12 protein-coding genes are annotated in these 11,826 nt (G+C 69.1%); 5 read left to right on the forward strand and 7 right to left on the reverse strand.

Annotation, left to right across the window (positions count from 1 at the left end; all coding sequences use genetic code 11):
• Nucleotides 1-34 precede the first annotated feature (34 nt).
• The 4 genes from ubiE (at nt 35) to ilvC (ending at nt 4,299) form a co-directional block, all read left to right on the forward strand.
• Entirely contained in the window at nt 35-790 is a 756-nt protein-coding gene (gene ubiE, locus JCR33_RS18210) for a bifunctional demethylmenaquinone methyltransferase/2-methoxy-6-polyprenyl-1,4-benzoquinol methylase UbiE (RefSeq protein ID WP_198883547.1), read from the forward strand.
• Nucleotides 790-2,361 carry a 2-polyprenylphenol 6-hydroxylase gene (gene ubiB, locus JCR33_RS18215; protein WP_198883548.1) on the forward strand — a complete coding sequence of 524 codons (1,572 nt, stop codon included), beginning with the start codon at nt 790-792 and terminating at the stop codon, nt 2,359-2,361. The genes ubiE and ubiB overlap by 1 nt, the downstream gene beginning before the upstream one ends.
• 252 nt (nt 2,362-2,613) lie before the next feature.
• Nucleotides 2,614-3,090, forward strand: a complete 477-nt coding sequence (locus JCR33_RS18220) for a hypothetical protein (protein WP_198883549.1) — start codon at nt 2,614-2,616, stop codon at nt 3,088-3,090.
• A gap of 189 nt (nt 3,091-3,279) precedes the next feature.
• On the forward strand, nt 3,280-4,299 hold the full coding sequence (ilvC, locus tag JCR33_RS18225) for a ketol-acid reductoisomerase (RefSeq protein WP_198883550.1): 1,020 nt from the start codon (nt 3,280-3,282) through the stop codon (nt 4,297-4,299).
• Between the two features lie 384 nt (nt 4,300-4,683).
• On the opposite strand, the gene JCR33_RS18230 is transcribed toward ilvC, so the two are convergent.
• Both JCR33_RS18230 and JCR33_RS18235 read right to left on the reverse strand, forming a co-directional pair.
• Entirely contained in the window at nt 4,684-5,994 is a 1,311-nt protein-coding gene (locus JCR33_RS18230) for a DNA polymerase IV (protein WP_198883551.1), read from the reverse strand.
• Nucleotides 5,991-6,317: a DUF3572 domain-containing protein gene (locus JCR33_RS18235; RefSeq protein ID WP_198883552.1), complete on the reverse strand. Its 327-nt coding sequence runs from the start codon at nt 6,315-6,317 to the stop codon at nt 5,991-5,993. Before JCR33_RS18235 ends, JCR33_RS18230 begins: the two co-directional genes overlap by 4 nt.
• A 60-nt stretch (nt 6,318-6,377) precedes the next feature.
• On the opposite strand from JCR33_RS18235, the gene JCR33_RS18240 reads away from it, so the two are divergent.
• Complete coding sequence (locus JCR33_RS18240) at nt 6,378-6,749, forward strand: response regulator (protein ID WP_198883553.1); 372 nt, start codon at nt 6,378-6,380, stop codon at nt 6,747-6,749.
• On the opposite strand, the gene rpmG is transcribed toward JCR33_RS18240, so the two are convergent.
• The 5 genes from rpmG to rnr form a co-directional block, all read right to left on the reverse strand.
• Nucleotides 6,750-6,917, reverse strand: coding sequence for a 50S ribosomal protein L33 (rpmG, locus tag JCR33_RS18245; protein ID WP_198883554.1), 168 nt, complete (start codon nt 6,915-6,917; stop codon nt 6,750-6,752).
• 84 nt (nt 6,918-7,001) lie between these two features.
• Nucleotides 7,002-8,141, reverse strand: a complete 1,140-nt coding sequence (locus JCR33_RS18250) for an MFS transporter (RefSeq protein WP_198883555.1) — start codon at nt 8,139-8,141, stop codon at nt 7,002-7,004.
• A 222-nt stretch (nt 8,142-8,363) separates the two neighbouring features.
• A complete protein-coding gene (locus tag JCR33_RS18255) occupies nt 8,364-9,104 on the reverse strand; it encodes an NUDIX hydrolase (RefSeq protein ID WP_198883556.1) in 741 nt (246 codons plus the stop codon).
• Nucleotides 9,101-9,481: a DUF983 domain-containing protein gene (locus tag JCR33_RS18260; RefSeq protein WP_211110400.1), complete on the reverse strand. Its 381-nt coding sequence runs from the start codon at nt 9,479-9,481 to the stop codon at nt 9,101-9,103. The genes JCR33_RS18255 and JCR33_RS18260 overlap by 4 nt, the downstream gene beginning before the upstream one ends.
• Complete coding sequence (gene rnr, locus JCR33_RS18265) at nt 9,478-11,667, reverse strand: ribonuclease R (RefSeq protein ID WP_198883557.1); 2,190 nt, start codon at nt 11,665-11,667, stop codon at nt 9,478-9,480. The genes JCR33_RS18260 and rnr overlap by 4 nt, the downstream gene beginning before the upstream one ends.
• Between the last annotated feature and the right edge of the window lie 159 nt (nt 11,668-11,826).

Here is an 11,826-nt window from a genome sequence, read left to right on the forward strand (position 1 = left end):
ATGTGTGACGCCGTTGAAGAGGAAAGGCGGCGGCATGAGCGAGACATCCTTCGGTTTCAAGACAGTGCCGATCGAGGAAAAGCAGGGTCTCGTCAACCGCGTCTTCGACACGGTGGCGAGCCGCTACGATCTGATGAACGACGCCATGTCCGGCGGCCTCCACCGGCTGTGGAAGGACGCGATGGTGTCGTGGCTCGGCGCGCCGCGGCGGCCCAAGCGACCCTACCGCGTGATCGACGTCGCCGGCGGCACCGGGGACATCGCCTTTCGCATCGCCCGCGGCATCGAGGTCAACGGCACCGTGATGGTGTGCGACATCAACCCGGAGATGCTCCTCGTCGGCGCCAAGCGCGACGCGCGACGGCTGCGACCGCGCACCCCCTGCCATTTCGTGGCCGCCAACGCCGAGGCGCTGCCGATGCCCTCCGGCACCGCCGACGCCTACACCATCGCCTTCGGCATCCGGAACGTCGCCCGCCGCGAGGTCGCCCTCGCCGAGGCCTACCGCGTGCTGAAGCGCGGCGGCCGCTTCATGTGCCTGGAGTTCAGCCACGTCGACGTGCCGGCGATGGAGAAGATCTACGACGTCTATTCGTTCAACGTGATCCCCGCCATGGGCCGGGTACTCGCGGGTGACGCCGAGCCCTACCGCTATCTGGTGGAATCGATCCGCACCTTCCCGAATTCCGGCCGCTTCGCCGCCGAGATCGAGCGCGCGGGCTTCTCGGAGGTGAAGGTGCGCATGCTGTCGGGCGGCGTCGCGGCAATCCACTCCGGCTACAAGATCTGATGCCCATCACGCCGATCCTGCGCCTGCTCAGCGCCGGCTTCGTGCTGGCGCGCGAGGGGGTGTTCGCCATCGTGCCGCTGGAGGAGGCGCCCGCCTCCGCCAAGTTCGCCATCCGCCTCGTCCGTCTCGTGGAGCGGCGCAGCGCGCAGAAGCGCGACATGGCCGCCCGTCTCTCGCTCGCGCTCAACCGGCTCGGGCCGTCCTACATCAAGCTCGGCCAGTTCCTCGCCACCCGCGCCGACGTGGTGGGCGAGGAGGTGGCGGGCGAGCTCGCCAAGCTGCAGGATCAGGTGCCGCCGGTCCCCGACGATCTCGCCCGCGCCGCCGTGGCCGAGGCGCTGGGGCGCCCGGTGGAGGCGCTCTTCACCGAGTTCGGCGACTGCGTCGCCGCCGCCTCCATCGCGCAGGTCTACCGCGCGACCATCACCGACGCCAACGGCGATCGCATCGTCGCCGTCAAGGTGCTGCGCCCCGGCGTCGCCCGCCGCTTCGAGCGGGATCTCGAAAGCTACTTCGTCACCGCGCGCTTCCTCGAAAAGCGCGTGCCCGCGACGCGGCGCCTGCGGCCGCTGGCGGTGGTCCAGACGCTCGCCGAGTCGGTCCGCTTCGAAATGGACTTCCGCCTCGAAGGCGCCGCCATCTCGGAGATGGCCGAGAACACCGCCGAGGACGCCGGCTTCCGCGTGCCGCGGGTGGAGTGGTCCCGCACCGCGCGCACCGTCCTCACCATGGAGTGGATCGACGGCATCAAGATGAGCCGCGTCGGGGAGCTGCGCGAGGCGGGCTTCGACCTGCCCGAGCTCGGCCGCCATGTGCTCCAGACCTTTCTGCGACACGCCCTGCGCGACGGCTTCTTCCATGCCGACATGCACCAGGGCAATCTCTTCGTGGAGCCCGACGGCACGCTGGTGGCGGTGGACTTCGGCATCACCGGCCGCCTGCCGCGCGAGGAGCGCGAGATTCTCGCCGAGATCCTCTACGGCTTCATCGTGCGCGACTACCATCGCGTGGCCGAGGCGCACTTCCGCGCCGGCTACGTGCCGGAATCGCAGGATGTCGACCTCTTCGCCCAGGCGCTGCGGGCCGTCGGCGAGCCGATTCGCGACTCCACGGCCGCCGACATCTCCATGGCGCGGCTCCTCACCCAGCTCTTCGAGATCACCGAGCTCTTCCAGATGTCGACCCAGCCGCAGCTCATCATGCTGCAGAAGACGATGGTGGTGGTGGAGGGCGTCGCCCGCTCGCTCGACCCCAACCTCGACATGTGGCGTGCGGCCGAGCCCGTGGTGCGCGACTGGATGACGAGCGAGCTCGGTCCCGCCGGCACGCTGCGCAAGGCGCAGGATTCGTTCACCGCCATCGCCCGCGCGGCGCTGCAGGCGCCCGACCTCGCGAGCCGCGTCGACCGGCTGTCGAAGGACCTCGGCAACAGCCTGGAGCGCGGCGTCACGCTGTCGCCGGAGCAGGTCACCCTCTTGTCGCGCAGCGGTCGCGGCTCCGTCGCCTCCACCATCGCCCTGTGGATCGGCGCGCTGTCGCTGCTGATCATCGCCTGGACGATGGTCGGCTGATCGATTTCGCCCGTCCGGCCGTCAAGGTGTTGACGGCGAGTGCGAATTCTCACTCTCCAGCATCGGGCCGTCACGCAAGATCAATTCCAATAACGGTTCGATTTCGGCAGCGGCGAGGTCGTCACAATTGTGACCGTCAACGGTTGAACTTGGTAACCTCAACACATTCTTAACCATTTGCGCGGATCGTCGAGGGTGTGGCGGGCGGCCTGTCGCCCGCGCGCTCCCTGCAATTTCGAGACGGCGGACGACATGTGGTTCATCGCAGATCTCCTTGAGAGGTACACGAGCAGCGTCGCCAAGACCTTCTTGCGGTTCGCGGCCCCCGACGCATCGCCGCCGCGCGAGGACGCCGCGGCGGCGCCGAAACACGAGCACGACAGCCCCCGCGCCGAGCCGGCCCCGGCCGCGCCGATGGCCGTCGCCGAGGCGACACCGGCCGCCGTGGAGCCCGCTGCGGCGGAGGAGGCGGGCGCGATCATCGTGCCGATGGGCGTGCGCGGCGAGGTGGTGAGTCTCTACGTGGCCGAGTTCGGTGCCTGCGGTTCGCCGGCGGACGGCGTGGGGCTCGTGGAGAAGCTGCGCAAGGATAAGAAGGTGCGCGTACCCGAGCTTCAGGTGATCGCCGCCGAGGTGCTCCAGGAAGCGCCGACGCCGCGCAAGAAGGCTGAATATCTCGACGCCCTTCGCGCCCATGTCGGGGCGGCCGAGGTCGCGGCGACCGCCTGACGGATCGCCGCTTCCGGCAACAATCTGTCTCTGCGACCCCGCGTCATCGCCTCAGATGACGCAAATCGTGATCGCAGACGCGCCAACGTGCCCAAGGGCCATTCACATCCCTGTTGCAAACCGTCTATGACGAAGCGCAACTGGGAGGCACGAGAGCTCCCACCGAACCCCGCTACAAAGGGAGCACGCATGCGCGTCTATTACGATCGCGACGCCGATATCAGCCTGATCAAAGGCAAGAAGATCGCCGTCATCGGTTATGGCAGCCAAGGTCACGCCCACACGCTGAACCTGCGCGACTCGGGTGTCGCCGAGATCGCGGTGGGTCTGCGGCCGGGATCGGGCTCGGCCAAGAAGGCCGAGGCGGAAGGCATCACGGTGATGACCGTCGAGGACGCGGCCAAGTGGGCCGACGTCGTCATGATGCTGACGCCGGACGAACTGCAGGCCGACATCTACAACGACCAGCTCGCCGCCAACATGAAGGAGGGCGCCGCGCTCCTCTTCGCGCACGGCCTCAACGTCCACTTCAACCTCATCGAGCCGCGCAAGGACCTCGACGTCCTGATGGTCGCGCCGAAGGGCCCGGGCCACACGGTGCGCTCCGAATATCTGCGTGGCGGCGGCGTGCCCTGCCTCATCGCCATCGCCCAGGACGCCACCGGCAACGCCCACGACCTCGGCCTCGCCTACGCGTCGGCGATCGGCGGCGGCCGGGCCGGCATCATCGAGACCACCTTCAAGGAAGAGTGCGAGACCGACCTCTTCGGCGAGCAGGTGGTGCTGTGCGGCGGCCTCGTGGAGCTGATCCGCGCCGGCTTCGAGACGCTGGTGGAAGCCGGCTACGCGCCCGAGATGGCCTATTTCGAGTGCCTGCACGAGGTGAAGCTGATCGTCGACCTCATCTATGAGGGCGGCATCGCCAACATGAACTACTCGATCTCGAACACCGCCGAATACGGCGAGTACGTGACCGGGCCGCGCATCATCACGCCGGAGACCAAGGCTGAGATGAAGAAGGTTCTGGCCGACATCCAGGGCGGCATCTTCACGCGCAACTGGATGCTGGAAAACAAGGTCAGCCAGACCTCGTTCAAGGCGACCCGGGCGAGAGCCGCCGCGCACCCGATCGAGAGCGTCGGTGCCGATCTCCGCGCGATGATGCCGTGGATCAAGGAGAAGGCGCTCGTCGACAAGGAGCGCAACTGACGTCTCACGAACGATCCGCTCGGTTCGGTCCGAACCGAGCGGACGACGCCGAAGGGTACCGGCGGCCGTCGCGGCCGGTCAGCCGAAATGCCAGACAGTCGCGAGCGCCGACGCCAGCGTCGCCGCGGTGAGGAAGCCGGCGGCGCAGTAGTCGAGCCGTGGCTTCAGAAAGCGGATGATCGGCATGGAGCCCTCCCGCACCGTTCGCCGGGAGACCATTACTCCCGTACTGTGAACGAAGCTGACTCCAGACATATTCCATCATAAGCTTGCGTGGACCGTGGTGGGATGCCTCTGCGCGCAAATGGCACCCTCCGCGAGGCGCGATAGAGGCTTGCCAAACGGCGCGTCGGCGATCCGCCTGCGTTGCGGCGGCGGGAGCGCTCACTCGCCGGTGCGGCGCGGTGGGGTGCCGGAGCGGCGGCGCGGGTCCGACAGGGTCTGCCCATAGATCACCGCGTCGTTGCCGAAGCGGGCGCGCAACGCGTCCATCGCTTTCTCCGCCTTGCCGAGGCGGCCGCGGGCGGGGTCGAACAGCTCCTCCGCGTCGGCCGTCGCGATGGGGACGAGGTGCGACACGCCGATGCCGATGAGGCGGAAGCGGCGGCCGTCGGCCTCGCCCGCCAGCAGCGCCTTGCCGGCGGCGAAGATGCGATGGGCCATGGCCGTCGGCGCCGGCAGCGACAGGGCGCGGGTGTGGGTGCGGAAGTCCGGCGTCTTGAGCTTCAGCGTCACCGTCCGCCCGGCGATGTCGGCCGCCTTCAGCCGCGTCGACACCTTCTCGCTGAGATGGCGCAACAGGGCGAGAAGCTCGGCGCGGTCGGCGATGTCCTCCTCGAACGTCGTCTCCGCGCTGACGCTCTTGCGCTCGCTCGCGGGGTCGACGGCGCGGTCGTCGCGGCCGTGAGCGAGGCGCTTCAGCCGCTGCCCGGTCTCGCCGAAGCGGCGCATCAGCTCCACCTCCTCGGCGCGCTGCAGCTGGCGGACGTGGGTGATGCCCGCCTTCGCGAGGCGGCTCGCCGCGGCGGGGCCGACGCCCGGGAGCTGCGTCACCGGCTCGTCGGCGAGCCGGGCCTCGGCGTCGCCGCTACCGATCACGGTGAAGCCGCGCGGCTTCTCCGCGTCGGAGGCGAACTTGGCGAGGAACTTGTTCGGCGCGAGCCCCACCGACACGGTGATGCCGACCTCCGTCTCCACCGCTTTGGCGAAGCGCGCCATCACCACGGCGGGCGGCGCGCCGTGCAGGCGCTCGGTGCCGGCGAGGTCGAGGAACGCCTCGTCGATCGACAGCGGCTGCACCAGCGGGGTGAGGGCGCGCATGCGCTCGCGCACCTCGCGCCCGACCGTCACATATTTCTCGAAGTTGGGGCGCAGCACCACCGCGTCCGGGCAGAGCTTCAGCGCCTTGAACATCGGCATCGCCGAGCGCACCCCGTGGATGCGGGCGAGGTAGCAGCAGGTGGAGACGACGCCGCGCCGCCCGCCGCCGACGATCAGCGGCACGTCGGCGAGGCTCGGGTCGTCGCGCTTCTCCACGGCCGCGAAGAAGGCGTCGCAGTCCACGTGGGCGATGGTGAGGCGGGCGAGCTCGGGGTGGCTGACGAGGCGGGGGCTGTTGCAGCGGGGGCAGCGGCCCCGTGCGGGCAGGGGAGCCACCAGGAGGGTGGCGCAGTCGCGGCAGAGCGTCGGGCTCACGCCCAGTCGTCGTGCGCGCGGGGCGGCCAGTCGTCCTCCGCGATGGTCTTGCGGTCCATGCGCCGGCGGGCCGCCATGATCGCCTCGGGCGTCGTCTCCTGCGCGGCGGCGATGGCGAGGAGCACCTTCTCGTCCTCCAGCACGAAGTCGAGCACGCCGGCGATGAAGCTCGGCGAGGCGGCGGCGTCGCGCAGGCTCGTGGGATCGAGGCCGGTCAAGGCGAAGAAGCGATCGAGCGTTTTCGGCTCGGTCGCAAAATGCGACAAAGCGGCGATGGCGATGGCGCCCGGGTCGGGCAGATCGTCGAGACGTCTTGACGGCATCCTCAGACCCTCACACACACGGGGAGGCGTCGAACGGGCGCCATAGGATCGGGAGTCGGCATGGGCCACAGGGTGCTCATCGTTGAGGACAACGAACTCAACATGAAGCTCTTCCACGACCTGCTCGAAGCGAGCGGGATGGACATCTTGCAAACGCGCAATGGGATCGATGCGCTGGAGGTCGCCAAGCGCGAGCGACCCGACCTGATCGTGATGGACATCCAGCTCCCCGAAATGTCCGGCCTGGAAGTGACGGAGCGGATCAAGTCCGATCCGGATCTGGCGCCGATCCCGGTGATTGCCGTGACCGCTTTTGCGATGAAGGGCGACGAGGAGCGCATTCGCGCCGCAGGCTGCGAAGCCTATCTCTCGAAGCCCATCTCCATCGACCGTTTCATCTCCACGGTGAAGGCGTTTCTGCCGTCGTCGTGATTACTTGATCTTGGCTTCGCGGAACTCGACGTGCTTCTTCGCGACCGGGTCGTACTTGGTCTTCGTCATCTTGTCGGTCATCGTGCGGGTGTTCTTCTTCGTCACGTAGAAGTACCCGGTGTCGGCGGTCGACACGAGCTTGATCTTGATGGTGGTGGCCTTCGCCATGGTGCTGTCTCCGGGGCCGCGCGGGCGGCCTGCGTTGTGGGGAAATGATCCAAACCCTGCCAATGGGGGCCCGGACGGGGGAAGTCAAGTCTCAAGCCCGCTCCGGCTGATTCGGACGCATGCCATCGCCACGTAGGCGCCGAAGATCAGCGCGATGGCGATCGGGAAGCCGTGCGGCGGGAAGAAGTCCAGCCCGCTGCCGAGGGCGAGCGGGCCGATCAGCATGCCGATCGAGTACATCATCACGAAGGCGGCGTTGGCCGAGGCGAGCTCCGCGCCGGTGTAGCGGGCGCCGAGATGGGTGAGGCCGATGGTGTAGAGGCCCGCCACGATGCCGCCGGTGATGAAGAGCAGCGCCAGGAGCAGCCAGTAGATGTCGGCGACGAGCGGCATCATCAGCGCCCCGGCGGCGCCGATGGCGGCGGAGGCGACGAGGAGCAGGCGCCGGCTCACCCGGTCGGCGAGGTAGCCGATGGGGATCTGCGACAGCACGTTGCCGGCGGCGATCGCCGACACCAGCACCACCGCGTGCCCGCCGGTGAGGCCGATGGCGGTGCCGTAGAGCGGCAGAATGGCCGTGCCGCCCGACTCCACCGCGCCGAACACCAGGACGGCGAAGAGGGCGAGCGGCGCCATGCGCACGAAGCGCAGGAGGTTGCGCTCGCCGTGGTCGGGCAGGGCGGGCTCGCGCGTGCGCACGATGATGACGGGCGCGGCGGCGCTCACGAGGGCGAGCGAGCCGATCAGGAAGGGCAGCACCCCTTGGGTCCCGACGAGGGCGAGGATCACCGGTCCCACCGAGATGCCGATCGACAGGAACGTCGCGTAGATGCCGAGCACCAGCCCGCGCCGCGCCGGCGGGGCGAGCGAGTTGATCCAGAACTCGGTCAAAGCGAAGATCAGCGTCATCGCCGCGGTGAACACGAAGCGCAGGGGAAACCACAGCGCGTAGGAGTGGACGTAGTAGAAGCCCATCAGCGTGACCGCGACGGTCAGGAAGCAGGTGATGATCACCCGCGCCGTGCCGAAGCGCTTGGCGATGACGGCGACGAACGGCAGCACGGTCAGCGCGGAGACGCCGCCGACGGCCGTGTTGAGGCCGATCAGCGAAGGGGCGACGCCCCGGTCCTCGAGCACGATCGACAACAGCGGCAGGCTGAGGCTGAGCGACAGGCCGACACCGGTGATACCGCTGATCACCGCGGCGAGGGCGGCTACGTCCATCGGACGGTCGGCGGCCACTGCGTCACCGAGCCGGGAGGCCGCGGGGGCGGATGCGCCGCGCGGCGTAGCCAGCGAAGGGGAAGACGTCTGGTCCATGGCTCCGAGCATCAGAGGATCGTCGACTCGCTGTCTTTGACCCAATTTCGGGTCCAAGACTAGATCCCTCAAAGGCTTCGCGCGCCCTCGCGTCAGCTTCGCCGGTGTGAGGGGGGCAGCGGGTGCCTAAAGGGTCACACGGGTGAAGTGGGTGCGCTGCCAGCGATAATAGGGAACGTCGCCGTCGGCCGGCAGCTCGTGAGTCTCGGCGAGCTTCAGGAGCAGCTCGTCGAGCACGGTGAGGGTGATCGGCGGCAGCTTCATCGTCTTCGCTTCGGCGATGGACACCCAGGCGATCTCCTCGAGCTCGGCATCCTCGCCGACCCGGTCCGGGTCGATGTCGGCGATCGCCGAGCGGTCGACCACGAAGAAGCGGGTGTCGAACCGGCGGGGGCGGCCCGGCGGCGTCACCGCGCGCAGGACGAAGCGCAGCGGCGAGAGGTCCACGCCGAGGCCGCGCGCTGCGAAGGCGTCCCACAGCGGGCCCTGGGGCAGCCGGTCGGCGTCCTTCTTGCCGATGAGGACGCCGGTCTCCTCGTAGGTCTCGCGCAGGGCGGCGATGCCGAGGGCGCGGGCGCGCGCCTCGCCCTGGCCGGCCTTCATCTTGGTGGTGAGCTTGTCGAGGGTGGCGGGGACGTAGTCGGTGGCGACGGGGACGCGCGCGTCGGCCGGGTCCACCCGGCCGCCCGGGAACACGAAGAGCCCCGGCATGAAGGCGTGCTTCATGCTGCGCCGGCCCATCAGCACGCTCGGTCCCTCGCGATCGAGGATGATCAGGCTCGCCGCGTCGCGCACCTTGACCGGGGCATGACTGCGGTCGCGATCCGCCGCCGACAGTCGCTTCGTCAACTCTTCGGCAGTCGTCATAGTCCCGCTTCGCTCTCCGCCCCGAATCCGTGCATCCTGTTCGCCCATTGCAGCCCGACGAGGGCGCCCTTGACGGGCTGGAGAAGCACGAGCGAGAGCCCCGCCGTCAAGGGCAGGAAGATCGCCCCCTGCAGCCACATCGCAGGGTGGAAGGCCACCTCGATCGACAGCATCAGCCCGACGATGACGTGGCCGACGATCAGCATCACCATGTAGGGCGGCGCGTCGTCGGCGCGGTGATGGTGCAGCTCCTCGCCGCAATGGGGGCAGACGTCGTTGACCTTGAGGAAGGCGTTGAACATCGCCCCCTCGCCGCAGTGCGGGCAGCGGCCCTTGAAGCCGTTCACCATGGCAGTGACGATGGATCGGTCGTTCATCTGCGTCCCCGTTTCGCGTGGCGGCCGCCGCCCGGATGTCGTCGCGGCGCCGGACGCGGGTTGCGCCGGGGGCGACGGGCCGCAGGGGCGCTCGTCTCGTGGTCGATGATCTCGAAGCGGAGCGCCCCGGAAAAGGGCGCCGCCTCGAGAAGCCGCACCGTCACGTCGTCGCCGAGGCGGAAGGTGGTTCCCGTCCGCTCTCCGACGAGGGCGTGGGCGGCTTCGTCGTATATCATGAACTCGGCGCCGAGGGTGGAAATCGGCACGAAGCCGTCGCCGCCGGTCTCGCTGAGGCGGATGAAGAGGCCCGCCTTGGTGACGCCGCCGATGCGCCCGGCGAAGGTCGCCCCGACGTGCTCGGCGAGCCATCCCGCGATGAGCCGGTCGAGCGTCTCGCGTTCGGCCACCATCGAGCGTCGCTCGGTGGCCGAGATCGCCTCGCCGATCTCCGGCAGCTCGGCGATCTCCTCGTCGCTCAGCCCGTCCTTGCCGAGCCCTTCGGCCCGGATCAGCGCGCGGTGCACGACGAGGTCGGCATAGCGGCGGATCGGCGAGGTGAAGTGGGCGTAGCGGCGCAGATTGAGGCCGAAATGGCCGAGATTGTCCGGCGCATATTCGGCCTGGCTCTGGGTGCGCAGCACCACCTCGTTGACGAGCTGGGCGTGCGGCGTGCCTTGCACCTTGTCGAGGATCCAGTTGAAGTGGTCGGGCCGCATGCGGGTGCCTTTGGCGAAGCGGATGTCGAGCGTCGCCAGGAACTCGGCGAGCGCGTCCACCTTCTCCGGACCCGGGGCGTCGTGGATGCGGTAGAGGAGGGGGATCTTCGCCTTCTCGCAGGTCTCCGCCGCGGCGACGTTCGCCTGGATCATGAACTCTTCGATGAGGCGGTGGGCCTCGAGGCGCTCGGGCACCGTCACGCGCGAAACGGTGCCCTCCGGCGTCAGGAGGATCTTGCGCTCGGGAAGGTCGAGCTCCAGCGGCTCGCGTGCGTCGCGGCCACGCTTCAGGCAGGCGTAGGCGGCCCAGAGATCGGCGATGCGGAGGGCGATGTCGCTCTCCGCTCCGTCGGCGATCCGCTGCGCCTCGGCATAGGCGAGGCGGCGGGCGGAGCGCATCAGCACGCGGTGGACGGAGTGGCGCGTCTTGCGCCCGTCCTTCGCGAACACCATGCGGATGGCGATCGCCGGCCGCGCCTCGCCCTCGCGCAGCGAGCAGAGGTCGTTGGAGATGCGCTCCGGCAGCATCGGCACGACGCGGTCGGGGAAATAGGTCGAGTTGCCCCTGAGGCGCGCCTCGTCGTCGAGCGCCGAGCCCGCCGTCACGTAGTGGGCGACGTCGGCGATGGCGACGGTGACGACGTGGCCGCCCTCGTTGTGCGGGTCGGGCTCGGCGAAGACGGCGTCGTCGTGATCCTTGGCGTCGGGCGGGTCGATGGTCACGAAGGCGACGTCGCGCCAGTCCTCACGGCCGGCGAGGGTCGCCGGTTCGGCGGCCTCGGCCTCGGCGAGCACCCTGTCGGGAAAGCGGTTGGGGATGCCGTGGGCGTGGATCGCGAGCATCGACACCGCCTGCTCGGAGCCCACCGGGCCGATCACCTCCACGATGCGGGCATGGCGGCCGCGGTCGACCTCGACGCGCACCAGCGTGTTGTCGGCGATGTCCTGCACCGCCTTCGGGTCGATCGTGTAGCTGTCGCGCTCCTTCTTGGAGATCGGCGCGAGCATCGGCACGCCGCCGATGCGCTCCAGCACGGCGAGCGTCGCCGCCGGCCGCCGCTCGATCACCTTGATGACCTTGCCGACGGGGTGCCCGTCGTCGTCGTAGGAGATGCGGGCGAGGAGGCGATCGCCCATGCTGGGCGCCGGACCCTTGCCGATCAGCGTCACCTTGGGGCGCGGCCCGTCCTCGTCCCAGCTCGTGGGCTCGGCCACGAGGTCGCCGTCGGCGGTGCGGCCGGTCACGGCGAGCAGCGTCACGCGGGGCAGCTCGCCGGGCTTCCTGAGCCGCTTGCCGGACTTTGCGAGCAGGCCCTCGTCGGCCATTTCGGCGAGCAGCGTCTTCAGCTCGACGCGATCGTCGCCCTTCACATTGAAGGCGCGCGCGATCTCGCGCTTGCCGACGCGGCCGGGGCTCTCGGCGACGAAGCGCAGGATCTCTTCGCGGGTGGGGACGGCAGTTTTCGACATCCTGCGAACATGTGCTCTCAAAGGCCCGCCGTCGAGGGCGGGCAATGCGCGGCAGGACTGCAATCGACCGCAGCCTCGCCCGCCTCTGCCTTAGGCTCCGGCCCTAACCATTTCCTTGCCGTTCTCGTGTCAAAGTTTGGTATCGGCATGGGAGGCGGC

This window comes from Acuticoccus mangrovi (assembly GCF_016411865.1).
Lineage (GTDB): Bacteria > Pseudomonadota > Alphaproteobacteria > Rhizobiales > Amorphaceae > Acuticoccus > Acuticoccus mangrovi.